Raw genomic sequence first — 25,403 nt, 5'->3', positions numbered from 1 at the left:
CTCTGTGGGCTCAGTTCGGGATGGCGCGGATGGGAATGACCGACACGGCGCCCAGCGGCTCGAACGCAGCGGGCTCTTCACCCTCGTGCGTACCGTCGGCCGCGACATGCAGGCCGCATTCCTTGGCGCTTTCCTGCTCCCACCACCAGCGGCCGGAGCGGAAGTCTTCGCCGAGCGTGACGGCGCGGGTGCACGGTGCGCAGCCGATGCTTGGAAAGAACTGGTCGTGCAGCGGGTTGTAGGGCACCTTGTGCGTGGCGATGTAGTGCCACACGTCGCCCCAGGTCCAGCGGGCGAGCGGATTGATCTTGGTCCGCGTGGACTCGACACCGTCCTTGCCGGTGTGCGGCGAGTGCTCGATGAATTCGACGACGGCGCGCGCACCCGATTGCTCGCGGCGCAGGCCGGTGATCCAGGCGCGCTTGCCCGACAGGGCGCGCTCCAGCGGCTCCATCTTGCGGATGTCGCAGCAATTCTTGCGCAGGCCGAGGCTGCGGTACATCGCCTGTTCGCCGTTCTCGGCGACGAAGGCGGCCGCGGCAGCCGGGTCGGGATAGTAGCGCTCGACGTCGCGGGCGTAGTGCGCTTGCAGGCGATCGATCAGTGCGAGCGTCTCGGGATGGAGCTTGCCCGTTTCCAGCACGAAGATGGCCGACTGCACATGGTGGCGCTGCAGCAGGTCGGTGACCACCATGTCTTCCGCGCCAAGGCTCGAAGCCTGGGTGATCGGCGCGTAGTCGCGCGCGGCACTCTGCAGCAATGCGACGCTTTCGGCAACCTTCGCATCGAAGTCGGCCGATGGCTTGGCGTAGAGGGAAATTGCGTTCATCTGGCGGCAATCAGCGGCTGAATACGGGCGCGGTCTCGACCGCGTCGCCCTGGTAGAAGGCTGCGAAACGGTCGAACTGCCGCTGCGCATCGGAGGCGTCCACGCCTTCCTTCAGCACCGCGCTGGAGAAGCCCGTGCGCTGCATCTGCACCAGTTGGTCGATCAGCACGTCGCCGGTCGCGCGGATGTCGCCCTTGAAGCCGAGGCGGCGGCGCAGCAGGAAGGCCTGGCTGTAGGCACGGCCGTCGGTGAACTTCGGGAAGACCAGGTCGATGCGCTCGATGTCGTTCAGGCACACCTCGATGGCTTGCGGATCGGCGTCGTTGGCGAGTTGCAGGACCTTCGGGTCGCCGTCGTCGATGTGCTCTTCCGCAGCGAGGATTTGCAGCTTGCGGTTCATGCCGCCACCTCCGCCTTGAAGCGCGCGCCGTTGGCCGAGACCTTGAACGGGTCGAGGCCGACGCGGCGCAGCGTGTCGATGAAGGTTTCGCCCAATTGGCGGGTGTCGCGGTAGGTGCCGAGCACGGCTTCGATCACTTCCGGCACTTCGGCCGCGGAGAACGAAGGGCCGACCACCTTGCCGGGTTGTGCCGCACCGCTGAGCTCGGAACCGTCGGAGCCGCCGAGCGTGACCTGGTACCACTCCTTGCCGTCCTTGTCGACGCCGAGGATGCCGATGTGGCCGCTGTGGTGGTGGCCGCAGGAATTGATGCATCCGCTGATGTGCAGGTCGATTTCGCCGAGGTCGTCGAGCTCGTCGAGGTCTTGATAACGCTCGGTGATGGCTTCGGCGATCGGGATCGAGCGGGCATTGGCCAGCGCGCAGAAGTCGCCGCCGGGGCAGGCGATCATGTCGGTCAGCAGGTGGACGTTGGCGCTGGCGAAGCCGGCCGCGCGGGCGGCGAGCCACAGCGCATGCAGATCTTCGGCATGTACCCAGGGCAGCACCACGTTCTGGTCGTGCGTGACGCGGGCTTCGCCGGCCGAGAAGCGGTCGGCCAGCGTGGCGATGGTGTCGAGCTGGTCGGCATCGGCGTCGCCGGGGGCCTGGCGCAGGCGCTTGAACGACAGCGTGACGGCGCGCAGCGCGGGATTCTTGTGCGGCGCGACGTTGCGGGCGAGCCAGCGTGCGAACAGCACGTCGTCGGCGGCCTGGGCGCGCAATTCGGCGTCGGTCTGCTCGGCGCTTTGCAGCACGCGGGTGGCCAGCGTCGGCGGCACGAAGCACGCGGCCACGCGGTCATATTCGGCTTGCGTGATGAGGTGAGGCGCTCCGTCGTGCTCGAGGATCTGCTTGTACTCGGCTTCGACGTCGTCGATGTAGCGCTGGCCTTCGGCCTTCACCAGGATCTTGATGCGCGCCTTGTAGATGTTGTCGCGGCGGCCGTAGCGGTTGTAGACCCGAATCACCGCTTCGAGGTAATTCATGATCTGGTTCCACGGGAGGAACTCGCGCAGGACGGTGCCGATGACTGGCGTGCGGCCCATGCCGCCGCCGACCTGGACGCGGAATCCGATCTCGCCGGCTTCGTTCTTGCGCAGGTTCAATCCCACGTCGTGCCAGCCGGTGGCGGCGCGGTCTTCGGCCGCGCCGGTGATGGCGATCTTGAACTTGCGCGGCAGGAAAGCGAACTCGGGGTGCAGCGTGCTCCACTGGCGCATGATTTCAGCGAAGGGGCGCGGATCAGCCACTTCGTCGATGGCGATGCCGGCACGCTCGTCGCTGGTGATGTTGCGGATGCAATTACCGCTGGTCTGGATGCCGTGCATGTCGACCGAAGCGAGCAGGTCCATCACGTCGGCCGATTTGCTCAACGGAATCCAGTTGTACTGGACGTTCTGGCGCGTCGAGAAATGCGCGTAGTGCGTCGGCAGCTTCTGCGTGCCGAGCTTGCCCTGGGTCTTGAGCGCGTTCCTGTAGACCTCGGCCTCCGGCTCGTCGTATTCGCGGGCAATTCTTGCGAGCACGCGCAGTTGCTTGCTGGAAAGCTCGCCATAGGGCACGGCCACGCGCAGCATCGGCGCGTAGCGCTGCACATACCAGCCGTTTTGCAGGCGCAGCGGACGGAACTCGTCCTCATGCAGCTTGCCGGCTTGCCAGCGTTCGAGCTGGTCGCGGAATTGCGCCGCGCGCTGCTGCACGAACTGGCGATCGAAATCTGTGTATTGGTACATCGTGAAAAGATCTTGAAGAATGGTGCGGCCAACGCCAGCCCAAGAAGGCGGGATTCTGAAAGCAGCGCTTATGGAAACAAACGATTTTTTGGTGCGCGCTTTATGCGGATAAGCTTATTCACCAGTGTTCATGCGGGTTTCCGAAGGGTTTTCACTCAAATTCGGATAAGAGAATGGCCCCGGGCAAACGGTCGCTGATGTAGCTTTGCCATCCCCCCGTTTCCTCGTCCGCCGCGCTGCTGCCGCCGGATTGGCGGCTTGTGCTGCAACTGGAAGCAGGTCAGGTCTCGCGCCGGCGCGTCAGCCGGCCAGCGCCTTGTCGACGATGGCCTGCGCTTCGCTGATGATCCGGCGCAGTTGCTCCTCGCCCTTGAAGCTCTCGGCGTAGATCTTGTAGATGTTCTCGGTGCCAGATGGTCGCGCGGCGAACCAGCCGTCGGCGGACATGACCTTGATGCCGCCGATTGCCGCGCCGTTGGAGGGCGCGTTCGACAGCACTTTCTCGATCTTCTCGCCGGCCAGGTCGGTGCTGGCGACCTGCTGGGGCGTGAGTTTCGACAGCCTGGCCTTCTGTTCCGGCGTGGCCGGCGCGTCGACGCGGTCGTAGGCCGGGTCGCCGAATTCCTGCGTCAGCCCCCGGTACAACTCGCTTGGGTCGCGCCCCATCACCGCCGTGATTTCGGCCGACAGCAGCGCGGGGGCGAGGCCGTCCTTGTCGGTGGTCCACACCGTGCCGTCGCGTCGCAGGAACGACGCTCCCGCGCTCTCCTCGCCGACGAAGCCAAGGCTGCCGTCCATCAGGCCGCCCACGAACCACTTGAAGCCGACCGGCACTTCCTGCAGCGGGCGCCCCAGCCGTGCGGTGACGCGGTCGATCATGGTGCTGCTGACCAGGGTCTTGCCGACGGCGGCGTTGGCGCCCCAATGGGGCCGGTGCTGGAACAGGTAGTCGATCATCACGGCGAGGTAGTGGTTCGGCCGCATCAGCCCGCCGCTGCGCGTGACGACGCCGTGGCGGTCATGGTCGGTGTCACAGCCGAAGCCCACGTCGAACTTGTCCTTCAGGCCGATGAGGTTCTGCATGGCATGAATCGACGACGGGTCCATGCGAACGCGGCCGTCCCAATCGAGCGGCATGAAGCTGAAGGTGGCGTCGACGTCCGGGTTGACCACGGTGAGGTCGAGCTTGTAGTGGTCGGCGATGCGCGACCAATAGTGCACGCCCGCGCCGCCCATCGGGTCCACGCCCATGCGCACCCCAGCCGAGCGGATGGCGTCGAAGTCGATCACGTTGCCGATGTCGGCGACGTAGTTGGCGATGTAGTCGTGCCGGTGCGTGGTGGGGGCGTGAAGCGCCTTGGAATACGGGATGCGCTTGACGCCCTGCAGGTTGGCCTTGATCAGTTCGTTGGCACGGTTCTCGATCCACTTGGTGACGTCGGTGTCGGCCGGCCCGCCGTTGGGCGGGTTGTACTTGAAGCCGCCGTCATCGGGCGGGTTGTGCGACGGCGTGATGACGATGCCGTCCGCCAGGCCCGCCGTGCGCCCCCGGTTGTAGACCAGGATCGCCTGGGAGATCGCGGGCGTCGGCGTGTAGTCGTCATCGGTGGCCAGCATCAGTTCGACGCCGTTGGCCGCCAGCACCTCGATCGCGCTCGCGGCGGCCGGCTCCGACAGCGGGTGCGTGTCGATGCCGAGATACAGCGGGCCGTCGATGCCTTTCCCGGCGCGGTATTCGCAGATGGCTTGCGAGATGGCCAGCACGTGCGATTCATTGAACGCGGCGTTGTACGACGATCCCCTGTGGCCCGAGGTGCCGAAGGCCACGCGCTGCGCGGCCACCCCCGGGTCGGGCGCGAGCGCGTAGTAGGCGGTGACGAGGCGCGGCAGGTTGGCGCGCATCGAGGCGGGTGCGATCTTGCCGGCGAGTGGACTGTCTGCCATGAAGCTTCTCCGTTTTGAAGTGTCTGTTCAGTGGGTGCGGCGGCCGGTTGTAGCGCGCCGGATCACGCCTCGCGCGGTGCCGCGGCAGTGGCGATCTGCTGTCGCCGGACGTCGCCTTGCCGCTCCAGCATCCAGGCCGGGTATTCGGCGGGCAGGCGGCTGACTTCGTCGAGCGCCTGCAGTTCGGCAGCGCTCAGTGCGACTTTGGTGGCGGCCATGTTGTCGGCGAGCTGCTCCGGCCGCTTGGCGCCGACGATCACGCTCGTTACTTGCGGCTGGTGCAGCAGCCAGGCGAGCGCGACTTGCGCCACCGACACGCCGTGCGCCACCGCGATGGGCCGCATCGCATCGACGCAGTCCCAGGCGCGCTCGCGGTTCACCGGCGGAAAGTCGAAGCTGGTGCGGCGGCTGCCCGCTTCGCCTTGCTGGCCGCGCCCGTACTTGCCGCTCAGCAGTCCGCCGGCCAGCGGGCTCCACACCATCAGGCCGACGCCTTCGCTCTGGAGCATCGGCACCAGTTCGCGCTCCAGGTAGCGGCCGGCGATGGTGTAGTAGGCCTGCAGCGACTCGAAGCGCGCGAGGCCCAGCCGCTCCGCAACGCCCAGTGCCTTGACGATCTGCCACGCAGCCCAGTTCGACACGCCGACATAGCGCACATGGCCATGTCGCACCAGTTGGTCGAGCGCGCGCACGGTTTCCTCGATGGGCGTGGCGGGGTCGAATCCGTGGATCTGGTAGAGGTCGATGTGGTCGAGCTGAAGGCGCTTCAGGCTCGCCTTGACCCCGTCCATGATGTGGCCGCGCGAGGCGCCGCGTGCGTTGGGGCCCGGGCCCGTCTCGCCGAAGACTTTTGTGGCGACCACCACATTTTCGCGGGGCACCTTCAGGTTCTTCAGGGCTTGCCCGGTGATCTGCTCCGATACGCCCTCGGAATAGACGTCCGCGGTGTCGATGAAGTTGATGCCGCCGTCGAGCGCGGCACCGATCAGGCTCTCGGCCTCGGCTTGCTGAAGCTCGCCGATCTTGTTCCAGATGCCGCTTGAGCCACCGAAGGTCATGGTGCCCAGGCACAGCTCGGAAACGTAGAGGCCGGTACGGCCAAGAGGGTGGTAGCGCATGAGTCGGGTTCCGTTCGCAAAGAGCCTGCCAGCATAGGGCGGCAGGGCAATCGAAACAATTCTTTACCTGGGCGAAAGGAAACGTTCAAGACGCGTGCCTAGTCTCTTGGGTGCCCAGCCACCGCCAAGCACTCCATGCAAGCCGACACCCGCGCCCGCTTCCCCTTGAACCTCGTTTCAACCACTTCGCGCGTGGCATGGTTCACAGGACTTTCGGGGGCGGGCAAGTCGACATTGGCGGCAGGGCTGCGCACACGATTCGTCTCGCATGGCGCGGCGGTGGCCGTTCTCGATGGCGACGACATTCGAGACGGCCTGAGTCACGGCCTCGGGTTTGGGCCGGAAGACCGGTTGGAGAACATTCGCCGCATCGCGCATGTCGCGCGCCTTCTCAGCGACCAGGGCATCGTCGTCATCGTTGCCGCGGTCTCGCCCCTGTGCGGGCAACGCAGCCTGGCAAAGGAAATCATCGGGCCGGCGTATCTGGAGGTCTACGTCAACACGCCGATGGCGGTGTGCGAGCAGCGCGACGTGAAGGGGCTCTATGCACGTGCACGGCGGGGCGAGATAGCGCGCTTCACCGGTGTTTCGGATGCCTACGAGCCGCCGCTTCATCCGGACTTGCTAATCGACACCTCAACATGCGAACTGCCATCGGCGGTAGATTTTCTCTTCTCCTCCATCAGCGAAGGAGGGCAGGCCGTTGCCTAGCGCGGTTCGCCCCTCATGAAACATCACTTGATCATCGGCGGTACCGGCCGCGCCGGCACGACCTTCCTGGTCGAATACCTGGACGGGTGCGGCCTGGAAACGCACATCGGCAAGCACGCAACCCCGACATACGACGAGAACGCCAACGCCGGGCTGGAAGACGTGCCCATGCAAGCGGCCGACCATCCCTACGTATTGAAGTCGCCCTGGCTCTACGAATACGCGGAGCGCTTGCTCGTCCGCGACGACATCGTGGTGGACGCGGTGATCCTGCCGATGCGCGGCATCGTCGAAGCGGCGGCCAGCCGGACCCTCAACGAGTTGCGTGCGCGCTGCGCGATCGAGACCGTGCCGGACGACTGCACGCTCTGGGAGTCGTGGGGCACCACGCCCGGGGGCATCGTGTACTCGTTGAATCCGCTCGACCAGGCGCGCCTGCTCGCGGTGGGGTTCCATGAACTCGTGCATGCACTGGTGAAGAAGGAAGTGCCGATCGTGCTGCTCGACTTCCCGCGCTTCGTCGAGGACGCGCAATACCTCTGCGCCAAGTTGCAGCCGGTGCTCGGCGACAAGGTTTCGCGTGCGCGGGCGCTCGAGGCGCACCAGCGGCTGGCCGAGCCGGGCAAGGTGCGGGTCGGCCGCGACCTGGCCGTTGACGCCAACGGCCCACTCGCGGGCGCTGGTGGAACGTTCACGCTCGGCCCGGGCTTTCCCGATCATGGTGCCTTGGACCGGGTGGCGCTGCGGCGCGAGCTCGACAGGGCTCGGGCGCGTGCCGCCGAGGCCGAGCGGCAATTCGCACAGTTGCAGCGTTCGATCGCGCAGGGTCGGATGGCGCGGCTGCGGCGCATGGCGGTCCGGATGCGCGACGGATTGCGGCGACTGGCGCGGCCCGACTTGAGCCTCTGACGCCAGGGGGCGATCGATCAGGCCTCGGCGTAAGCCTGCCGGAGCGCCGCAATGTCCAGCTTGACCATCTTGAGCATGGCCTTCATCACGCGATTGGCCTTCGCCGCATCCTTGTCCTGCAGCATCTCGCCGAGCGCCCTGGGCACGATCTGCCATGACACGCCGAACCTGTCGCTGAGCCAGCCGCATTGCGAGGGTTGCCCGCCTTCGAGCAGCCTGTTCCAGTAGTGGTCGACTTCTTCCTGTGACTCGCAGGTCACGAAGAGAGAGATCGCCGGCGTGAACTTGAACATCGGCCCGCCATTCAGCGCCATGAATTGCTGCCCATCGAGTTCGACGTTGGCGGCCAGCACCGAACCCTTGGGGCCGGGGCCGGCATCGCCGTAGCGCTTGACGTCGTAGACGCGCGAGTTCTTGAAGATGCTTGCGTAGAAGTTGAGCGCTTCTTCGGCGTTGCCGTCGAACCAGAGGCACGGGGTGATCTTTTGCATCGGACTTTCCTTTGTTGCCGTTCAGGGTTGATGGAGGTGGCGCGCGAGCTTTTCGAAGGTCTGGATCCAGCCGCCTTCATGGCCGTCGCGCGCGGCCTGGTCGAAGAACTGGGTGTGAATGAAGTCCATGTGCGTGCCGGTCGGCGTCTTCGCGAGTTCGATGGTGACCAGCGACTCGCGCTCCGGCGTGCTGCGCCAGGCCCAGCTGAACTGCAGGCGGCGGTACGGCGCCACGTCAAGGTAGCGGCCGCCCACGCGGTGCTGTTCGCCGTCGGGGGTGTGGAACTCGATGCGGAATTGCCCGCCCATGCGCACGTCGGTCTCGGCAAGCGTCACCGAGCCGGGCGCGCCGGTGCCGAACCATTCGACTAGCGCTTGCGGGTCGGTCCACGCGCGCCAGACCTTTTCTGGCGGGACCGGGTAGTCACGCTCGAGGCGGAGAGCGGGGCGTTCACGGGTGGTGGCACCGGAGTCTGGCTTGTAGTCGGGCATGGGGTGACTTCTTCCTGGCGGTAGAGATAGCGGCCCAGCGCATCGAGTCGCGCGGTCCAGAACTTTTCATAGTGGGACAACCACACCGCGGCCTCCTGCAATGGTCCGGCCGACAGCTCGCAGCGCACCACGCGACCTTCCTTCGAACGGGCAATCAGCCCCGCCGCTTCGAGCACGCGCAGGTGCTTCATGAAGCCGGTGAGCGACATGCCGTGTGGCTGCGCCAGCTCCGAGACGCTCCGGTCGCGTTGGCCCAGAGCGATCAGCACATCACGCCGCGTGCGGTCGGCCAGGGCTGCGAAGACCAGGTCGAGATCGGGATCCGATAACTGAACCATTTGGTTAAGTGTTGAGCCGAAGCACGCGGCTTGTCAAGCGCGCGGGTGTTTCTGGATCAGGGTGAATCAGGCACTGACGCGTCGGACCTGCACCGTCGCGGTCAACCCTTCGTAGGCATCGGGCTCGCCGAACCAGCTTCCCGAAATGGGCGTGGCCAGCGCCGGGTCGCGCGCCACGCCGACGCGGATCAACTGGCTGCTGCCCATGAGGTTGTTGGTCGGGTCGAAGGCGACCCAGCCGGCGCCGGGCAGGTAGGCATGCAGCCATGCGTGCGTGGAGCCCGCGCCCACCGTGACGCCGGCCTCCGCGGCCCCGTCCTCGTCCTCTGCATCCACCGAAGCGGCGGCCTTGTCCAGTGCCGCGTCATAGAGGTAGCCTGAGACGAACCGCGTGGCCACGCCGAGGCGCCTTGCGGCTTCCATCATGAGCAGCGCATAGTCCCGGCAACTGCCGGTGCCGAGGTTCAGGGTTTCGAGCGGACTCTGCGTGCCTTCCTCGTCGCGCGACTTGTAGATGAGGGTCTTTCCGATGTGCGCGTTCATGCGGGCGAGCACGTCGCGCGTGCCGTTGGGCTCGTCGGTGTAGAGGAATTGGTGCGCCCAGCGAATCAGGGTGCCGTCGGGGTCGGGGTGATGCGGTCGCAGGTAGTGCTCCAGGTCGGCCCGGTCTTCGAGGGAATAGGCAAAGGGCAGGAACTCGGCAGCCGGGTCCAGCTCGCTGAGAAAGTCCACAGGGGGCGGCACCTGTTCGATGGTGAAGGAGCACACCACCTTGAGTTCGGTCGCCTCGCCGAGCGGTTGCACCAGCGCGACCGAATTGGAATGCGGGTCCTGGATCAACCGCACATTGGCTTGCGGGCTGATCTGCAGATCGGTCGCGAGCACGCGCAGGTCGTGGCTTTCGCGCGGGCGGAACATTACACGATGCAGCCCGAAGGTCACGGGCTGGTTGTAGCTGTAGATGGTGGTGTGCTGGATGTCGTAACGGATGGCCATGCGGGATTCTCCACGCTTGGGCTGCGGTGCGCGCAACGGCAGAATGCGCGGCACCCACTGGCGGCACCCACATGACCCCTCACTTCCTGTTCAACCTGCTCGACTTCGCGGGCACCTTCGCGTTTGCGTTCAGCGGCGCGGTGGCGGCGCGCACCCGGGGGCTCGACGTTTTCGGCATTCTGGTGGTCGCGTTCATCGTGGCCTGCGGCGGTGGCGTGCTGCGCGACCTGTGCATCGGCGCGGTACCACCGGCCGGAATTTCCGACTGGCGATACATGGCGATCTCGTCGACGGCGGCCGTGATGGCGATGTATTCGCGCATCGTGCGGGAGCGGCTGGAGCTTCCGGTGGTGTTGTTCGACAGCCTGGGTCTGGGGCTCTTCGCCGTGTCGGGTGCGCAAAAGGCATTGGCGTACGGCCTGACGAACGAGGCATCGGTACTTCTCGGCATGCTGACGGCGGTGGGTGGTGGCATCCTGCGCGACATCCTGCTGAACCGTGTGCCGGCAATCCTCAAGGGGCAGATCTACGCGCTGGCGGCGCTGGCGGCAGCCTTCATCGAAATCTATGGCCGCAGCGCGCTGTGGTCTTCGGACTGGCGCACGGCGGTGGCGCTGGCCGTGTGCTTTGCATTGCGCTTCCTGGCGGTGCGATATGACTGGCACTTGCCGCGGTTTGCCAGCGTGGCGGACGACGACTAAAGCTAACGTGAGGTAGCTGGCAGCCCTGTCAAATCAGTTTTCCACCACGCTATTGCGTGACCCTCGACGCACGAAACCGGGTCAAATGCCAGGGATACCGCGGAACCGGCTTCGCCGGGCCGCTGGTATCGCCCCCCGAGGGGGAGGCGCCGCAGGCGCTTCGGGGGTGCGCAATCTCCACCACGCAATCGCGGGACCAGCGACGCATGAACCCAGGACGAGCACGGCGAAGTCTGTTCGTGGGCACCCGCGGAACCGGCTTTGCCGGGCCGCTGGGTGCGCCCCCTCGAGGGGGAAGTGCCGCAGGCGCTTCGGGGGTGCTTGATTTCCCCCGCGGAACCGGCTTAGCCGGGCCGCCGGGTGCGCCCCCTAGAGCCCTAGAGGGGGAGGCGCCGCAGGCGCATCGGGGGTGTTTCAGTTCATTCGGCGCGTATCGAGCGCCCTGGCCAGCGTGGCGGGGAGCGGCAGCGGCTCCGCGTGCCATTGCGCTGCCAACAGTTCCGCGCACAGCGCAGCGAAGCTCAGGCCGCGCGAGCCCAATGCGGTGCAGGCCCAGAGCCCAGGAGGGCCGGGCACGGGGCCGACCAGCGGCCTGCGGTCGGCGGAGGCGCAGCGCACGCCGGTCCAGGGCGCGTTGGCTTCGAAGCTTGCGGCCAGCGCCGATGCGGCTGCCGGATGCAGCCGGGCGAGGCGCTCGCGGTTGGCATCGGTATCGTCGCGGCGAGGTGCGACGTCGACGCTGTCGCGGTCGAAGGTCGCGCCCGTGAGCCACAGCAGGTCGTCGCCATAGGGCACGCCGGCGATCAGGTGGCCGTCGCCGTTGACGGGTGTCGTCGGCAACGTCGCGCCAGGTGGCACGGTTCCCCATTCGACCTGGCCGCGCACGGGTTGCAACGGAAGCGATGCGATGAAGCGGCCGCTTTCGAAGCCCGCAGCGATCACGACGCGGTCGGCCTCGCGCAGCAGTCGATCGTTGGCACCGAACAGGCACCAACCCGCCATCGAGGGCCCGATGCGCTCGACCTCGCAACCCGTGTGCAGATGAACGCCCGGCGATTCGAGCCACGCCGCCACGAGCGCATGTGGTCGCACCCATCCGGCGCGCCGGTGCCACAGCGCGGGGGCGTTTTCGGGCAACCGAATCCTGTCGACCTGCGATGCGCTCGCCGGCCAGGAGAGGTTGGGTCCATCGGCGTACCAGCCGGGCGGCACGCGCACGTCGCCGTCGGGGCGACGTTCCAGCACGCCGCTCGCGCACCAGTCGCTGCCCTCTGACAACAGGGTTTCCAACTGCTGCCAGGTCGCGCGGATGCCGGCGCGCGTCAGCCGCGAGAGCAGGGCGTCGTCGGACGAGACGTGCGGCGCGAGCATGCCCACAGGCAAACCCGAGGCGCCGGCCGCCGCGTGATGGGCCTTGTCGAATACGTCGACCTGCCAGCCACGCCGGGCAAGGCTTGTGGCCACGGCGGCGCCTGCGAGGCCAGCGCCGATCACTGCGCATCGGCCTGGCACGGCGCGTTCGGCCGCGGGGGTTCGGCGGCGTGGCGTCCACGCCGGGTCGAAGGTTCCGCGCAGGCAGTCGCGCTTGGGGGGCAGTCCGGGCGCTTTCTTCACCTGGAACCCGCATTGGGTCAACGCATCGCGCACGGCGCGCGCAATGGTCCAGGTTGCGATGCCGGTGCCGCGCCTGGCGAATCGCGAGACCGCCTTGAGCGTCTCTGGCGACCACATCGCGGGATTGCGGTCGGGGCTGAAGCCGTCGAGGAAGACGCTGTCGGCCTCGAAGCGCTGCGCGCGCAGCATGGCTTGCACGTCGCCGATGCACAGCGTCAGCAGGACGTGGCCGCCTTCGAAGCTCATGCGGTGAAAGCCGGGCAGCAATTCCACCCATTGCGCCGCCAGCATCCGGGCGAGGTCGGCCAGTTCGGGGTAGGCCGAAGCGGCGCGCAGCAGGTCTTCCGTGCCGACCGGATGCGCCTCGATCGATACGAAATGCAGCATGCGAGGTCGCGCCGGGTCAGCGAGCCAAGCCTGCAACGTTGTCAGGAAATTGAAGCCAAAACCGAAGCCGGTTTCGAGAATCAGCCATTGCGGCTGATGTGCCCAGGCTGCGGGAAGGCCGCAGCCGGCAAGGAACACATGGCGCGACTGGGCGAGGGCGCCGGTCTCCGTGTGATAGATGTCGTCGAATCGCTCGCTGCGTGGAACGCCGTCAGGGCGCCAGGTTATCGGTTCACCCATCGCCGGAGAGCGATCCGAAACGTGCGGAGCCCGCGGGAGTGCTCAGTTCGTCGGCGGAACGTATCCCTGCGCGACGTCTGCGCCGTCGCCGAAGAAGTGCTTTTCCATCTGGCGCTTCAGGTACTCGCGCGCCCGCTGGTCAGCAAGGTTGAGGCGATTTTCATTGACGAGCATCGTCTGCTGCTTGAGCCAGGCGGCCCAGGCTTCCTTGCTGACGTTTTCCCACAGGCGCTTGCCGAGCTCGCCGGGGTAGGGGGGGAAATCGAGTCCCTCGGCTTCCTTGCCGAGCTTTACGCACTGAACCATTCGCGCCATTTGGGGTTGCCTTTAGTTGATTTGGCTATTAAGAACTGAGAAAACGGTTGTTCCAGTTTTTTAAGGGGACTCTCAGAATCCGCAGTATTCAACCGCAGATTTGCTTTCGAAAGACCCCCATGAGCCTTCGCCGCGACTTTATCAAGCTTTCCCTCGGCGCCACTCTCGGCACTGCCATGGCCCTGACGGCGCTGCCGTCGTTCGCCCAGACCGTCACCCTGCTGAACGTGTCGTACGACCCGACGCGTGAGCTGTACGTGGACTACAACAAGGCCTTCTCCGCCTACTGGAAGGCCAAGACCGGGCAGGACGTGGTCATCAAGCAGTCGCATGGCGGTTCGGGCAAGCAGGCTCGCTCAATCATCGACGGCATCGACGCCGACGTGGCAACGCTGGCACTGGCCGGCGACACGGAGGCGCTGGTGACGCACGGCGGCCTGGTCAAGCCCGACTGGCAAAAGCGCCTGCCGCAAAACTCGGCGCCCTATACCTCGACCATCGTGTTCCTCGTGAAGAAGGGCAACCCGAAGGGCATCAAGGATTGGGACGACCTGGTCAAGCCCGGCATTCAGGTGATCACGCCCAACCCCAAGACATCGGGCGGCGCGCGCTGGAACTACCTGGCCGCGTGGGAGTTTGCGAAGCGCAAGTACGGCGGCGACGCGAAGGCGAAGGACTTCGTCGGCAGCCTCTACAAGAACGTGCCGGTGCTCGACGCCGGCGCGCGCGGGTCGACCATCACCTTCGTGCAGCGTGGCGTGGGCGACGTGCTGCTGGCCTGGGAGAACGAAGCCAACCTGGCGCTGAAGGAATTCGGCGCCGACAAGTTCGAGGTGGTGGCGCCATCGATCAGCATCCTGGCCGAGCCGACCGTGACGGTGGTCGACAAGGTGGTCGACAAGAAGGGCACGCGGGCCGTGGCCGAGGAATACCTGAAGTACCTGTATTCCGACGAAGGCCAGGACATCGCCGGCCGCAACTACTATCGCCCGACCTCGGACAAGGCCAAGGTGAAGTACGACAAGCAGTTTCCCAAGCTGACGCTGTTCACCATCGACGAGGCCTTCGGCGGCTGGACCAAGGCGGACAAGGCGCACTTCGCCGATGGCGGCTCCTTCGACCAGATCTACACCGCGAAGCTGAAGTAGGCCGCGCGCCTTTTCCTATCTACCGAAATGCGCCTGTGCAGCAGGCGTCGTGGGTGAACTCACCCTGAAATTCCAGGAAAGCAGCTTCTCGTGACCGTCCTCCTGATTGCCGGCAGCCCGTCGGCGCCGTCCCGTTCCACCGCATTGCTCGAAGCGGTGGGAAGCCGGCTCCTGAAGCGTGGTGCGCGCATCGAGCGCGTCAATGCCCGTGAGCTTCCGGCCCAGCCGCTGTTGCTGGCCGAGTGGGAGCATCCTGCCATTGCGCATGCCATCGCCCAGGTGGCACAGGCGCGCGTGGTGGTGGTTGCCACGCCGGTCTACAAGGCGGCGTATAGCGGCGTGCTGAAGGTGTTTCTCGACTTGCTGTCGCAAGGCGCGCTGAAAGGCAAGACGGTGTTGCCGCTGGCCACCGGCGGCAGCGCGAACCACATGCTGGCGCTCGACTATGCGCTGCGGCCGGTGCTGCAGGCGCTGGCGGCGCGGCACATCCTGCCGGGCATCTACGCGACCGATGCGCAGATCACGGCGACGCCGCAAGGTGAGTTTCGCGTGCATGACGACTTGGCGCACCGGCTCGACGACGCGGCTGAAGTGCTGGCCGCGGAAGGGCTGAAGCTGCCGCCGATGCGGGGTTTCGAGCCGGTGCATTTCTCGCGGGTGCGATGTAGTTTTTGACCCTGTGGCCGCGCCGATTCGTTGCGCGGCGGTCGCTGCCTCCCTCCATTCATCGTCCCGGTTTTTTCGCCGCCAGCGCGCGGCGCGGGACAACGCACGCCCGAAGGAACACTTCATGACCTCATCCGTTTCGATTCAACGCCGCCGCCTGATCCGGGGCGCGGCCACCGCCATCGCGCTGCCGTCGGCGCTGGCGCAGAGCCCGACCCGCACGCTTCGTGTCGGCAACCAGAAGGGCGCACTCAGCGTGCTCAAGGGGCGCGGGACGCTGGAGAAGCGGCTCGCGCCGCTCGGTGTCGCGGTGACCTGGACCGAGTTCAATGCGGGGCCGGTGCAACTCGAGGCGCTGAACGTCGGCTCGATCGACTTCGGCGACGTCGGCGAGGCGCCGCCGATCTTCGCGCAGGCTGCCGGCGCGCCGCTGGCCTACGTGGCTGCAACCGTGCCGCGTCCCGGTGCGGAGGCCGTGCTGGTGCACAAGGATTCCGCGATCCGCAGCGTTGCCGATCTCAAGGGGAAGAAGGTCGCGCTGAACAAGGGCTCCAACGTCCACTACTTCATCGTCAAGCTGGCAGAGCAGGCGGGGCTGCGATACAGCGATCTCAACCTGGTCTTCCTGCCGCCGCCCGATGCGCGGGCTGCGTTCGAGAAGGGCTCGATCGACGCCTGGGTGATCTGGGATCCATTCCTCGCGTCAGCCGAACTCACGCTCGGTGCACGCGTGCTGGCCGACGGCAAGGGCGTGGTCGGCAACCGGGGCTACTACTTCTCGTCGCTGCCGTATGTGGCAAAGAACCAGGATGTGATCAAGGTCGTGATCGAGGAGATCGACAAGCTCGACCAATGGGCCGTCGCGAACAAGGGGCCGTATGCGGCCGAACTGTCGGCGCTGTGGGGCCTGCCCAAGCCGGTGGTCGATGTGTCGGTGAATCGCGCGGCCTATGGCACGTCGGCGATCACCCGGGCCATCCTCGGCGAGCAGCAGCAGATCGCCGACACCTTCTTCGAGCTGAAGCTGATTCCGAAGAAGATCAACTTGCTCGAGGCCGCTGGCGCGGGGGTCGCATGAAGCGGCGCGAACTCCTGCGGTTGCTGGCGATCAGCGCAGGCGCGTGGGGCGTCGGCGGGCCGATCGCGTTGGCTCAAGCCGCGGGCCCATCGCAGCAACCGCTGCAGCAACTGCGCATCGGCTATCAGAAGTCCGCTGCCAACCTGGTCATCGTCAAACAATCGGGCTGGCTGGAAAAGCGCTATCCGAACGCGAAGATCGCATGGATCGAATTCCCTGCGGGGCCGCAGTTGCTCGAAGCGCTGGCGGTCGGCAGCCTTGAATTCGGGCTCACCGGCGACTCGCCTCCGGTGTTCGCGCAGGCGGCCGGCAAGGACTTGCTCTATGTGGGCGCCGAGCCTTCGAAGCCGGACAGCTCGGCCATCCTCGTGCTGAGGGATTCGCCGCTGAAGTCGCTGGCGGACCTGCGCGGCAAGAAGGTCGCGCTGCAGAAGGGTTCGAGCGCGCACTACCTGCTGGTGCGCGCGGTGGAGAAGGCCGGCTTGAAGTGGACCGACATCCAGCCCGTGTATCTCACGCCGGCCGATGCGCGCGCCGCCTTCGAGCGCAAGGCCGTCGACGCCTGGGCGATCTGGGATCCGTTCTATGCGGCGACTGAACTGGCCATCCAGCCGCGCGTGCTGACCAGCGGGCGCGGGCTGTCCGGCAACAACTCGTTCTATCTCGCGTCGCGCGCCTTCACCGAGCAGCATGCCGATGTGCTCACTGCGTTGTTCGAGGACCTCACGCGTGCCGACAGGTTGACGCAGCAGGACCGGGCCGGCGCGATCAAGCTCATCGCCGACTTCAGCGGGCTCGATGCGGGCGTCGTGAGTCTTTTCCTGCAGCGCCGCCCGCCGTCTCCAGCCGGCCCGATCCAGGGCGCCACGGTGCGTGACCAGCAACGCGTGGCGGACGCCTTTTTTCAACTGGGGCTGATTCCCAAGCCTGTGAACGTGTCGCAAGTCGTCTGGCGTCCGGCACAACCCTGAAAGCAATTCGATGAACATCTTCTGGTTCCTCCCCACGCACGGCGACAGTCGCTACCTCGGCAGCACCGAAGGTGCGCGGCAGGTCGACCTGGCCTACCTCCAACAGATCGCGGGTGCCGCCGACCAACTCGGCTATGAAGGCGTGTTGATTCCGACCGGCCGCTCGTGCGAAGACCCATGGGTGATCGCGTCGAGCCTGATCGGCGCCACGCGCAAGCTCAAGTTCCTGGTTGCGGTGCGGCCGGGCCTGCATCAGCCGAGCCTGGCTGCGCGGATGGCAGCGACCTTCGACAGGCTCTCGGGCGGGCGGTTGCTGGTCAACCTCGTTACTGGCGGCGACCAGGCCGAGCTCGAAGGCGATGGCGTGTTCATGGACCATGCGGCGCGCTATGAGCAGTCGGCCGAATTCATCCGCATCTGGCGCGAAGTGCTTGCGCGCAGCCACGATAGCCAGTCGTTCGACTTCGAGGGCAAGCACCTGAGCGTGAAGGGCGCGAAGCTGCTGTTCCCGCCGGTGCAGCGGCCGTATCCGCCGGTGTACTTCGGCGGCTCCTCGGAGGCCGCGCATGAGCTGGCCGCGGAGCAGGTCGAGGCCTACCTGACCTGGGGTGAGCCGCCGGCCGAGGTGGCCAGGAAGGTGGCCGACGTGCGGGCGCGGGCTGCGCGCAAAGGGCGCACGGTCGAGTTCGGTATTCGATTGCATGTGATCGTGCGCGAGACCGAAGCAGCCGCATGGCAGGCGGCCGAAGACCTGATCAGCCGAGTCGACGACGACACCGTGAATCGCGCGCAGGCCGCGTTCGCGCGCATGGATTCCGAGGGGCAGCGCCGCATGGCCGCGCTGCATGCGGGCGGCAGGAAGCGCACGCGTGCCGATCTGGAGATTTCCCCGAACCTCTGGGCCGGCGTGGGCCTGGTGCGGGGCGGTGCGGGCACCGCGCTGGTGGGTGATCCGAAGACCGTTGCCGCGCGCATCGAGGAGTACGCGGCGCTCGGGCTCGACAAGTTCATCCTCTCGGGCTATCCGCACCTCGAAGAGGCTTATCGCTTCGCCGAGCTGGTGTTCCCGTTGCTGTCGAAGAGGTCGAAGACGCAATTGCGCGGCGGCACGCTGGGCGGGCCTTTCGGCGAAGTGGTCGCCAATCTCGATGCGCCTTCGCGGCTGCATTCGCAAAGTTGAAAAAGCGCCGCACCATGACAGAACAAGTACAGACCTTGGCTCTCGGCGAAACGCCCTCCGCAAGCGGTGGCATCAAGGCATTTGCATCGGGCGTAGCCGTGCGACTCGTGCCGTGGCTGGTGCCGGTCACTCTGATCGTCACATGGCAGATCGCCTCGTCGCTGGGTTGGCTGTCGACACGCGTGCTGCCCGCACCCATCGACGTGGTCAAGGCGGCATGGACGCTGACCCTGTCGGGCGAGCTGTGGACGCACGTCAAGGTCAGCGCGGGAAGGGCGCTGGCCGGGCTTGCGATTGGCGGCGGACTCGGATTGGCGTTCGGGCTGTTGACCGGATCGGTGAAGTTCTTCGAGAAGCTGCTCGACTCGACCATCCAGATGGTGCGCAACATTCCCGCGCTCGCGCTGATTCCGCTGGTGATCCTGTGGTTCGGCATCGATGAAACGGCCAAGCTGTTTCTCATCAGCGTGTCGGTGTTCTTCCCGATCTACCTCAACACCTTCCACGGCATCCGCAACGTCGACCCGCAACTCATCGAGATGGGCCGCACCTACGGACTGACGCGCTGGCAGCTCTATCGCGAAGTGATCCTGCCGGGGGCGCTGTCGTCGATCCTGGTGGGACTGCGCTTTTCGCTGGGCCTCATGTGGGTGATCCTGATCGTGGCCGAGACCATTTCGGCGCAGGCTGGCATCGGCTACCTCACGATGAATGCGCGGGAGTTCCTGCAGACGGACATCGTGCTGGTGGGGATCCTGCTGTATGCATTGCTGGGGAAGCTGGCTGACTTGTTCGCACGGGGCCTCGAGCACTGGTGGCTGCGCTGGCACCCCGGTTATCAAAAGAAATCGACCTGAAGGAAGACCTGTGACAGAACAATCCTCCGCTATCGAAGGCGGCGTCAAGCTCGAAGCGCGCGGCCTCTACAAGCGCTATGGGCAGCGCGAGGTGTTGCGCAATACGCGGCTTGCCGTCGAGCCGGGCCAGTTCATCGCCATCGTCGGACGCAGCGGTTGCGGCAAGAGTACCTTGCTGCGACTCGTGGCCGGGCTGGAGCAGGCCAGCGAAGGCGCGCTCTTCACCGACGGCCGCGCCGTCGACGGGCTGCACGACGACACGCGGATCATGTTCCAGGAAGCGCGGCTGCTGCCCTGGCGGCGCGTGCTCGACAACGTCTTGCTGGGGCTGCCGGCGCAGGCGCGTGTGCGTGGCAAGGAAGTGCTGGCGCAAGTGGGCCTGGCCGATCGCGCGGGCGAGTGGCCGGCGCGCTTGTCGGGTGGGCAACGCCAGCGGGTCTCGTTGGCGCGAGCGCTGGTGCATCACCCTCGGCTGTTGCTGCTGGACGAGCCGCTGGGTGCGCTCGACGCACTGACCCGCATCGAGATGCACCGCCTCATCGAAGACCTGTGGCAGCGCCATCGCTTCACCGCGCTGCTGGTGACGCACGACGTGCAGGAGGCGGTGGCGCTTGCCGATCGCGTGATCCTCATCGAGGACGGTCGCATTGCGCTCGACGAGAACATCGCGCTGGCCCGGCCGCGCTCGCAAGGTGATCCTGAGTTTGCTGCCATCGAGAAACGCATCCTCGATCGCGTGCTGCAAAAGCCCGATGGCGAACCGGCCCGCAACGACCCGCATTGGGCCAACGGCCCCGCCCACGCATTGCGCTGGGCACTCTGATTTTTCTCAAACCAAAGGAGCTATTCCATGTCCATTCAAGCCATCAACGTCCGCAATCAGTTCCGCGGAAAGGTGAAGGAAATCATCCGCGGCGATGTCGTCTCCGAAGTCGACGTCGAGACCGCCTGGGGCGTCGTCACCTCGGTCATCACCACGCGTTCGGTCGATGAGCTGCAGCTCAAGCCCGGCTCCGATGTGGTCGCGCTGGTGAAGTCGACGGAGGTGTCGATCGCGAAGTTGTAGAGGGCGACCCCGCACGAGGTTTCAGAAAAGCCCCTGCCGATACATTTCGCTCGGCACGAAGCGCGCGATGATCAGGTGGCCCAGCGTCGATGGGTGATCCGCAGTGCACTTGCCGCTCGGGTCCGCATTGCATCCGAAGCCGGGTTGCCGTGGCACCCGGGCGCCGCCCTTTGCGAAGCCGGTCGCCGACGGTACGGTGATCTGCGATGCGCCGCCAAAGCCCTGGCGGACGGCTTGACAGAAGTGCCGAGCAACAGTCCCACGGTCTCGGGCCATACCGGCCCGGGTAACAGCGACACGGCAAGGCGTCGCAGGCTCGATCTCGTGAGTACGCCTTCCATGGGCTTCTTCTCTGAAGTCCATATTGGCTGGCTCGATTTGCGGTGCGCGGCACGCTCGCTGTCAAGGCATGTCCGGCAACAGAAGCAACCGATCCAAACATCCCGTGGCAGGCCCATTCAACGATCCCAGAATCAGCCTCTTTCCGACACTGAAGAACTTTCTTCCCTGTCATACCAGAGAGCGGTTGGCCCTTGAGAGTCTGCCCTCCTGGGAGGGCAATTGGCGCTTTTTCCTGTGATGCCGGAGGGCATCGCGCCACTCGGCTGCGGTCGCAAAACCCAGGAGGGACATGACATGAAACGAATGTCGGCCATGGCTCACTTCCGGCGCCTGTGTTGCCTCGGCCTGGACCCTCAGGCCGTGATGCCCAGTCTGCTGGCGACAGCGCACGAACTGCTTCCTCTGGAGACAAATGGATTTTTCTGGGCTGACGAAACCGGGCATCTGGCCGGCTTCACGCCGGAATACGTGATTCCCGAAGTAGTGACGACGCTGACGGAGAACTTCGCGGGGGTCGTGGAGCGCGCGCTGCCCTTCGACTTCGAGACGACGATGCGTCGTGGTCGCGAGGTCGGAAACCTGCTCCCGATATTTACGCGGGACTTCTACCGTGGAGACATCTATCACTTGATTTATCGGCCGTACACCCTGCATCACGTCATCGACGGCATCGTGCGTGATACGGCGAGCGGCAAGGGGCTGGGAGCCTTGATATTGGGACGATCGGCGCGGCAACCTGAATTCAGTGCCGCGGAAAAAGACACCCTGCGCCAGATGCTGCCGTACGTTGCGCATGCCATGCAGCCGCGCGACACGTGCAGTGCCGACGGCGCCACGACCGAGTTTGCAGACAGCGGCGACAGTGGACTGGTGATCCTCAATACGCATGCGGAAGTGGCGTTCATCAGCGCACGGGCCCGGGAGATTTTTTATCTTTCGGCACAGCCGGGCGCGTCGGCGAATGGAGGTCGGCGCACGAAAGCGGTGCACGTTCCGCCGCCGGTGCTGAACGTCTTCGCCAACCTGGTGCGCATATCCCAGGGACGCGATGCCGCCCCGCCTGTGGCGCATTGCGAGAGCCTTCTTGGGCGCTTTGTGTTCCGGGCCCATTGGCTTGACCCCGTCTCGGACTGTGCGAATGGATTGGTCGGCGTCACGGTGCAGCAGCAGGAGCCCCTGGTCCTGGTGATGATGCGCAACATGCATGCTGCCGGGCTCTCTGACAAGCAGAAGGAACTGTGCTTGCTCTTGCAGCAGAACCATTCATTTACCACCATCGCGGCGCGGCTACACATCAGTCTTGCAACGGCAAAGGACTATGCGGATCGTGTCTACCGCAAACTCGACGTACACACCCGTGAGGAGGCCCTGCGCAAGCTCAGCCGCTCGTGAGCGATTTCAGGTCGAGGGTGTCCATTTGACCAGCGAGACAACGCCCCCGTCGATGCGCAAGTCGATGCCGGACACATAGCTCGCATTCGGCCCGACAAGCCATTCGACCGCCGCCGCAATGTCCTCCGGCGTGCCGACGCGCTTCAGCGGCACCGCGGCGCGGAGCGCTGCGATCTGGGAGCTCGCCTTTTCCTCCCGCACGCTCATGCCCGTGCGAATGAGGCCGGGGCTGATCGAGACGATGCGCGCGCCGCGTTCGCCCCAGGCGCCCGCGGCTGCTTCGACGCGCAATTGATTGCCGCGCTTGGACACCGCATAGGCGCCATAGGAGTCGTCCTTGTGCAGTGTGCCGACCACGTCGAGCAACGTGTCGCTCGGCGCTGTGGCGAGTTGTCGTTCGAGCTCGACCGGCGTCGCCATGATCTGGGGTGCTGCGCTGGCGATGATGACCGCGACGCTGCCCTCCTGTGCGAGAGGAAGGAAGGCATCCATGACCAGCGCGGCACCGCGCAGGTCCACGGCATAGATGCGCTCGGGTGGCGCCATCGTCGGTGACAGCCCGGCAGTGTGCACAAGGACTCGCAGCCGGCCGGCCGCTTGTGCCGCTGCGGCGAGCCGCTGCACCGACTGCGGATCCGCCACATCCACCGCGTGCGTCAGGACGTCGTAGCCGGCGTCTCGCAACCCCGCTGCGGCCGATGCCAGTACGCCATCGTCGCAGTCGGCCAGCAGCAGTCGCTGTCCCGCACCCATACGGCGCGCGCAGGCCAATCCCATGCCCCCGACGCCGATGACTATCGAAACATTCATGACGGCGACGGGCGGCCCAGATCCGGCTTGCTGTAGTCGCACACGCCCTGCGGGAAGATCAGCTTGAGCTTCGCGACTGACGCGTCGTCCGGCTTCCACGGTTCATAGGTGCCATCGCCCAGTGCGGCGTCCACGCTCTTGAGCGCGCATTTGTAGACCCCTTCTTCGAAAGGCGCGCCCGCGACGATGCGCGAGTTGCTGAACAGCGGGAAGACCTTCGTGCATTCGCCCTTCGGCTTGTCGTCGAGAATCCCGTCCCAGACTGTTGGCCCACGAGCGATCAGATTGCCGCTGACGTCGAAGCAGCTGTCCACCGCATCGGCCGGCCGGTTCCCGGCGACGCCCAGTTCCGGATGAGCGCGGATGCTGGCCATCCATTGGTCCATGACGCTGAACGCGAAGAGGTTCTTGTCCACCTGCGGCGGGCTGCCCGGCGCGGCGGGCACCGTGTCGGTGAACCAGATCACCAGGTTGTCGGTGGTCCCGGTCTTCTGCAGCACGCGCTTGCGCACCGCGAACGACTGATGCGCGTCATGCATGTTGACCTCGCGCTCCAGGTACTGACGGTTGTCGATGGTCGGCAGCGGATCGTTGCCGCTGAACACGAGGCCGGAGGCGTAGGCCGCCTTCATGGCGTCAATGTTGCCTTCGGTACGCGGCGCCGGCACGTCGGGGGCCGGGGAGAAAGTCATGTTGAGATGGCTCCAGGGGTCGAACACCGGCGACGCGTCCACGACGAACGGATACTCCTCCTGCACCATGTCCTTCGGCTGCACCCAACCTCCCACCTTGAAGTTGAGGTCAAGGAACTCCGCCGTCGTGATACTGCCTTCCTTCATTGACTTCAAGCCGTACTGCACGCCGATGTTGTCCCACGTATGGCGAGCGTAGCCGTCCGCGCCGTGGCCGTAGATGTTGACCGCGTCGTTGAAGTGCGACCACTGGATGTGGGGGGGGCCATTGGTTTGTGTGGTGACGGTGTCGGTCATCGGTTCATAGAACGTCGCGTTGGGTACGCTCCCAAACCACGGGTTCATCACCAGCGGAAAGGCGCCACGCCAGCCTTTCACGCACTCGGTCGAGCCGGTGCTCGTGCTCGGAAAGACCAGGCCCAGGATCTGCTTCGACAGCAACATCGGATCAACCACCGCCGGCTCGCCGTTCATGCCCACCAGCAGCGTGCGATTCTTGACATTGCTCCACCGCGTGTTGTTTCGGTCGGTCATGTCCATGTAGTACTCCAGCAACTCGCAATCGCCGACGTGGGTCACCTGCGAAACCATGTCGGGGTAGGACTGGAGCGGCATCAGGGCGTCCAGAACGCCCGGATGGTTCTGCGCCAGGCTGTACTGCTGGACGGCACCGCCGGAGCCGCCCAGGCCCACGGTGAAGGTGGGCACGCCGTAGCGTTCAATGAAGCGCTCCTTGGTCATCATGGCGGTCTCGCCGGCCAACTGCAGGTTGTAATGGTTGCGTGTGCTGTTACCGCTCGAGTGCGCGATGGCGTAGCCCTGCGCCAATACTTCAGGCACGAGCGTGTCACTCACGGATCCTTGTGTATGGCCGATCCCGACGCCGCCGCCGAAATAGTAGCTGAGGCGGCCGTTCCACAGACTTGTGTCCGTGTGCTCAAGATTGTCTTTACGTGGCGCCAGCATGACAAAGCTGTAGAGGAATCGATTGATGGTGCCGACTTCACGGCGCACGATGAACTCCACCGTGCGTTTGTCTGGCAGGGTCACCTGAGTCATGTCGGCCGGCACTGAATCACCGGGCGGCAGCAGTTTCCAGGTGTTGTCGGAAGCCCGATACCAATAAGTAGTGAATCTTTCGATGGAGCAGTCGCGGCTGTAGCCAATGATGTGGCTTTCAGCGTCGAGCACCTTGTAGCCAGGCGAGGTCGCCGTGTCGACTTTCGGCTGCAGTCCGAACTGGCTCGTGGTGCAGACGAACGGAACCTGGTGCGGGCCCGAAAACATCGGGCCCTCGATCGGGTAGTTGGTGAGGCGCATCGACGCTGCGACGACCAGGCCATGCAGGAAACGGACCTGGAGCGTGTTGTCACCGTTGACGAAGCCGCTGACCACGCCCTCCAACCGGCGTCCATTGGAAACCAGGACCGGCGCCTGCGCAGGCTTCTGCCCATTGATCCAGATCTCCACTTTGTCGTGCAGGATGGGCGGCGCTTGCACCTCGATGCGTGCATCGCCACCCGAGACCCACTGCGGTGCACTCGACAGAAGCCGAATGGACACCAGCGTCAGTTTTTGGTTGCCCGCTTCCGGCTTGGCATTGCCGACGTCCGCCGTCTCCACGCCAGGAGCCGTTTCGTCGGTGGCCGGAAGTGCCGATGTCGACGATTCCGTCGCGGTCGATGACGGCTTCGCGGACGACGTGGACGGCGCGGATGCCGCGAAGCCGGACGTCTCTCCGCCTCCACCGCCACAGGATGCGATGGACAGTGCCGTGAGCAGCGACCACGCGAGGTGTCGGCAGCTCGATCCCAACAGGTTCCTGTTCATGAGCTTCTCCTTTGCTCGCGGCTGCGGCTACGCGACGGGCGCCACTTCGACGCGAACGGAGTTCCGTTCGAGGGGCCGTGGCCGCACGCGGCAGCCAACCGCTTCAAAAGT

The 25,403-nt window shown here is 65.6% G+C and carries 24 protein-coding genes and 1 pseudogene; 12 read left to right on the top strand and 13 right to left on the bottom strand.

From position 1 onward, the window contains the following. Positions 1-10: 10 nt before the first annotated feature. The 5 genes from WKW80_RS05065 to WKW80_RS05045 all read right to left on the bottom strand — a co-directional run bounded on the left by WKW80_RS05065 (position 11) and on the right by WKW80_RS05045 (position 6,066). Positions 11-829, bottom strand: a complete 819-nt coding sequence (locus WKW80_RS05065; RefSeq protein ID WP_340362457.1) for a phosphoadenylyl-sulfate reductase — start codon at positions 827-829, stop codon at positions 11-13. Positions 830-839: 10 nt separating this feature from the next. Further along, a complete protein-coding gene (locus tag WKW80_RS05060) occupies positions 840-1,229 on the bottom strand; it encodes a DUF934 domain-containing protein (RefSeq protein ID WP_340362456.1) in 390 nt (129 codons plus the stop codon). Next, complete coding sequence (locus WKW80_RS05055) at positions 1,226-3,004, bottom strand: nitrite/sulfite reductase (RefSeq protein WP_340362455.1); 1,779 nt, start codon at positions 3,002-3,004, stop codon at positions 1,226-1,228. The genes WKW80_RS05060 and WKW80_RS05055 overlap by 4 nt, the downstream gene beginning before the upstream one ends. Before the next feature lie 300 nt (positions 3,005-3,304). Beyond that, positions 3,305-4,948, bottom strand: coding sequence for a phosphoglucomutase (alpha-D-glucose-1,6-bisphosphate-dependent) (gene pgm, locus WKW80_RS05050; protein WP_340362454.1), 1,644 nt, complete (start codon positions 4,946-4,948; stop codon positions 3,305-3,307). Positions 4,949-5,010: 62 nt separating this feature from the next. Further along, positions 5,011-6,066 carry an aldo/keto reductase gene (locus WKW80_RS05045; protein WP_340362453.1) on the bottom strand — a complete coding sequence of 352 codons (1,056 nt, stop codon included), beginning with the start codon at positions 6,064-6,066 and terminating at the stop codon, positions 5,011-5,013. 135 nt (positions 6,067-6,201) lie between these two features. Between WKW80_RS05045 and cysC the strand changes: the two genes are divergently transcribed. Together cysC and WKW80_RS05035 are read left to right on the top strand one after the other, a co-directional pair. After that, the gene (gene cysC / locus WKW80_RS05040) at positions 6,202-6,777 is read left to right on the top strand and encodes an adenylyl-sulfate kinase (protein WP_340362452.1); all 576 of its coding nucleotides are present in this window, start codon (positions 6,202-6,204) and stop codon (positions 6,775-6,777) included. 15 nt (positions 6,778-6,792) lie between these two features. Further along, positions 6,793-7,686 carry a hypothetical protein gene (locus WKW80_RS05035; RefSeq protein ID WP_340362451.1) on the top strand — a complete coding sequence of 298 codons (894 nt, stop codon included), beginning with the start codon at positions 6,793-6,795 and terminating at the stop codon, positions 7,684-7,686. A 17-nt stretch (positions 7,687-7,703) separates the two neighbouring features. Here the strand turns inward: WKW80_RS05035 and WKW80_RS05030 are convergent, their stop codons facing one another. The 4 genes and pseudogenes from WKW80_RS05030 to WKW80_RS05015 all read right to left on the bottom strand — a co-directional run bounded on the left by WKW80_RS05030 (position 7,704) and on the right by WKW80_RS05015 (position 10,003). Next, positions 7,704-8,177 (bottom strand): VOC family protein, encoded by a 474-nt coding sequence (locus WKW80_RS05030; protein ID WP_340362450.1) that lies wholly within the window; start codon positions 8,175-8,177, stop codon positions 7,704-7,706. A gap of 21 nt (positions 8,178-8,198) precedes the next feature. After that, positions 8,199-8,534, bottom strand: a pseudogene (locus tag WKW80_RS05025) (SRPBCC family protein); the annotation flags it as partial. Positions 8,535-8,545: 11 nt separating this feature from the next. Continuing rightward, the gene (locus tag WKW80_RS05020) at positions 8,546-9,007 is read right to left on the bottom strand and encodes an ArsR/SmtB family transcription factor (protein ID WP_340362449.1); all 462 of its coding nucleotides are present in this window, start codon (positions 9,005-9,007) and stop codon (positions 8,546-8,548) included. A 66-nt stretch (positions 9,008-9,073) separates the two neighbouring features. Then, entirely contained in the window at positions 9,074-10,003 is a 930-nt protein-coding gene (locus WKW80_RS05015) for a transglutaminase family protein (protein ID WP_340362448.1), read from the bottom strand. Between the two features lie 71 nt (positions 10,004-10,074). On the opposite strand from WKW80_RS05015, the gene WKW80_RS05010 reads away from it, so the two are divergent. After that, positions 10,075-10,704, top strand: a complete 630-nt coding sequence (locus WKW80_RS05010) for a trimeric intracellular cation channel family protein (protein WP_340362447.1) — start codon at positions 10,075-10,077, stop codon at positions 10,702-10,704. A gap of 414 nt (positions 10,705-11,118) precedes the next feature. Here WKW80_RS05010 and mnmC read toward each other — a convergent pair whose 3' ends face one another. After that, complete coding sequence (mnmC, locus tag WKW80_RS05005) at positions 11,119-12,945, bottom strand: bifunctional tRNA (5-methylaminomethyl-2-thiouridine)(34)-methyltransferase MnmC2/FAD-dependent 5-carboxymethylaminomethyl-2-thiouridine(34) oxidoreductase MnmC1 (protein WP_340362446.1); 1,827 nt, start codon at positions 12,943-12,945, stop codon at positions 11,119-11,121. A 42-nt stretch (positions 12,946-12,987) separates the two neighbouring features. Then, positions 12,988-13,260, bottom strand: coding sequence for an oxidative damage protection protein (locus WKW80_RS05000; RefSeq protein WP_340362445.1), 273 nt, complete (start codon positions 13,258-13,260; stop codon positions 12,988-12,990). Positions 13,261-13,379: 119 nt separating this feature from the next. Between WKW80_RS05000 and WKW80_RS04995 the strand changes: the two genes are divergently transcribed. From WKW80_RS04995 to WKW80_RS04955, 9 genes are all read left to right on the top strand, one after another. After that, a complete protein-coding gene (locus WKW80_RS04995) occupies positions 13,380-14,408 on the top strand; it encodes a sulfate ABC transporter substrate-binding protein (RefSeq protein WP_340362444.1) in 1,029 nt (342 codons plus the stop codon). Between the two features lie 90 nt (positions 14,409-14,498). Beyond that, positions 14,499-15,083, top strand: a complete 585-nt coding sequence (ssuE, locus tag WKW80_RS04990) for an NADPH-dependent FMN reductase (RefSeq protein WP_340362443.1) — start codon at positions 14,499-14,501, stop codon at positions 15,081-15,083. 115 nt (positions 15,084-15,198) lie between these two features. Next, positions 15,199-16,152 (top strand): sulfonate ABC transporter substrate-binding protein, encoded by a 954-nt coding sequence (locus WKW80_RS04985; RefSeq protein ID WP_340362442.1) that lies wholly within the window; start codon positions 15,199-15,201, stop codon positions 16,150-16,152. Continuing rightward, positions 16,149-17,123, top strand: coding sequence for an aliphatic sulfonate ABC transporter substrate-binding protein (locus WKW80_RS04980; protein WP_340362441.1), 975 nt, complete (start codon positions 16,149-16,151; stop codon positions 17,121-17,123). Before WKW80_RS04985 ends, WKW80_RS04980 begins: the two co-directional genes overlap by 4 nt. A gap of 10 nt (positions 17,124-17,133) precedes the next feature. Then, positions 17,134-18,303 (top strand): FMNH2-dependent alkanesulfonate monooxygenase, encoded by a 1,170-nt coding sequence (gene ssuD, locus WKW80_RS04975; RefSeq protein ID WP_340362440.1) that lies wholly within the window; start codon positions 17,134-17,136, stop codon positions 18,301-18,303. Between the two features lie 14 nt (positions 18,304-18,317). Beyond that, positions 18,318-19,160: an aliphatic sulfonate ABC transporter permease SsuC gene (ssuC, locus tag WKW80_RS04970; RefSeq protein WP_340362439.1), complete on the top strand. Its 843-nt coding sequence runs from the start codon at positions 18,318-18,320 to the stop codon at positions 19,158-19,160. A 10-nt stretch (positions 19,161-19,170) separates the two neighbouring features. Then, entirely contained in the window at positions 19,171-19,983 is an 813-nt protein-coding gene (locus WKW80_RS04965; RefSeq protein WP_340362438.1) for an ATP-binding cassette domain-containing protein, read from the top strand. A 27-nt stretch (positions 19,984-20,010) separates the two neighbouring features. Continuing rightward, complete coding sequence (locus tag WKW80_RS04960) at positions 20,011-20,226, top strand: TOBE domain-containing protein (protein ID WP_340362437.1); 216 nt, start codon at positions 20,011-20,013, stop codon at positions 20,224-20,226. Positions 20,227-20,862: 636 nt separating this feature from the next. Next, positions 20,863-21,960, top strand: a complete 1,098-nt coding sequence (locus WKW80_RS04955; RefSeq protein ID WP_340362436.1) for a helix-turn-helix transcriptional regulator — start codon at positions 20,863-20,865, stop codon at positions 21,958-21,960. Positions 21,961-21,966: 6 nt separating this feature from the next. Here the strand turns inward: WKW80_RS04955 and WKW80_RS04950 are convergent, their stop codons facing one another. After that, positions 21,967-22,770: an SDR family oxidoreductase gene (locus WKW80_RS04950; RefSeq protein ID WP_340362435.1), complete on the bottom strand. Its 804-nt coding sequence runs from the start codon at positions 22,768-22,770 to the stop codon at positions 21,967-21,969. After that, positions 22,767-25,292: a DUF6351 family protein gene (locus WKW80_RS04945; RefSeq protein ID WP_340362434.1), complete on the bottom strand. Its 2,526-nt coding sequence runs from the start codon at positions 25,290-25,292 to the stop codon at positions 22,767-22,769. Before WKW80_RS04945 ends, WKW80_RS04950 begins: the two co-directional genes overlap by 4 nt. Positions 25,293-25,403: the final 111 nt, after the last annotated feature.

Source organism: Variovorax humicola (assembly GCF_037889915.1).
In the GTDB taxonomy this organism is placed as follows: Bacteria; Pseudomonadota; Gammaproteobacteria; order Burkholderiales; family Burkholderiaceae_C; genus Variovorax; species Variovorax humicola.
Note: the sequence above shows the minus strand (reverse complement) of the source record. Positions and strands in the feature narration are given on the sequence as shown.

Bases quoted from the DNA above. Each gene is read 5' to 3' on its own strand.
- WKW80_RS05000 (WP_340362445.1), bottom strand. From the start codon at position 13,260: ATGGCGCGAATGGTTCAGTGCGTAAAGCTCGGCAAGGAAGCCGAGGGA.
- WKW80_RS05015 (WP_340362448.1), bottom strand. From the start codon at position 10,003: ATGGCCATCCGTTACGACATCCAGCACACCACCATCTACAGCTACAAC.
- WKW80_RS04995 (WP_340362444.1), top strand. From the start codon at position 13,380: ATGAGCCTTCGCCGCGACTTTATCAAGCTTTCCCTCGGCGCCACTCTC.
- WKW80_RS05030 (WP_340362450.1), bottom strand. From the start codon at position 8,177: ATGCAAAAGATCACCCCGTGCCTCTGGTTCGACGGCAACGCCGAAGAA.
- WKW80_RS04980 (WP_340362441.1), top strand. From the start codon at position 16,149: ATGAAGCGGCGCGAACTCCTGCGGTTGCTGGCGATCAGCGCAGGCGCG.
- WKW80_RS04955 (WP_340362436.1), top strand. From the start codon at position 20,863: ATGAAACGAATGTCGGCCATGGCTCACTTCCGGCGCCTGTGTTGCCTC.
- WKW80_RS04960 (WP_340362437.1), top strand. From the start codon at position 20,011: ATGTCCATTCAAGCCATCAACGTCCGCAATCAGTTCCGCGGAAAGGTG.
- cysC (WP_340362452.1), top strand. From the start codon at position 6,202: ATGCAAGCCGACACCCGCGCCCGCTTCCCCTTGAACCTCGTTTCAACC.
- ssuD (WP_340362440.1), top strand. From the start codon at position 17,134: ATGAACATCTTCTGGTTCCTCCCCACGCACGGCGACAGTCGCTACCTC.
- WKW80_RS04985 (WP_340362442.1), top strand. From the start codon at position 15,199: ATGACCTCATCCGTTTCGATTCAACGCCGCCGCCTGATCCGGGGCGCG.
- WKW80_RS05010 (WP_340362447.1), top strand. From the start codon at position 10,075: ATGACCCCTCACTTCCTGTTCAACCTGCTCGACTTCGCGGGCACCTTC.
- pgm (WP_340362454.1), bottom strand. From the start codon at position 4,948: ATGGCAGACAGTCCACTCGCCGGCAAGATCGCACCCGCCTCGATGCGC.
- WKW80_RS05020 (WP_340362449.1), bottom strand. From the start codon at position 9,007: ATGGTTCAGTTATCGGATCCCGATCTCGACCTGGTCTTCGCAGCCCTG.
- WKW80_RS05035 (WP_340362451.1), top strand. From the start codon at position 6,793: ATGAAACATCACTTGATCATCGGCGGTACCGGCCGCGCCGGCACGACC.
- WKW80_RS05045 (WP_340362453.1), bottom strand. From the start codon at position 6,066: ATGCGCTACCACCCTCTTGGCCGTACCGGCCTCTACGTTTCCGAGCTG.
- WKW80_RS04950 (WP_340362435.1), bottom strand. From the start codon at position 22,770: ATGAATGTTTCGATAGTCATCGGCGTCGGGGGCATGGGATTGGCCTGC.
- WKW80_RS05055 (WP_340362455.1), bottom strand. From the start codon at position 3,004: ATGTACCAATACACAGATTTCGATCGCCAGTTCGTGCAGCAGCGCGCG.
- mnmC (WP_340362446.1), bottom strand. From the start codon at position 12,945: ATGGGTGAACCGATAACCTGGCGCCCTGACGGCGTTCCACGCAGCGAG.
- WKW80_RS04945 (WP_340362434.1), bottom strand. From the start codon at position 25,292: ATGAACAGGAACCTGTTGGGATCGAGCTGCCGACACCTCGCGTGGTCG.
- ssuC (WP_340362439.1), top strand. From the start codon at position 18,318: ATGACAGAACAAGTACAGACCTTGGCTCTCGGCGAAACGCCCTCCGCA.
- WKW80_RS05060 (WP_340362456.1), bottom strand. From the start codon at position 1,229: ATGAACCGCAAGCTGCAAATCCTCGCTGCGGAAGAGCACATCGACGAC.
- WKW80_RS05065 (WP_340362457.1), bottom strand. From the start codon at position 829: ATGAACGCAATTTCCCTCTACGCCAAGCCATCGGCCGACTTCGATGCG.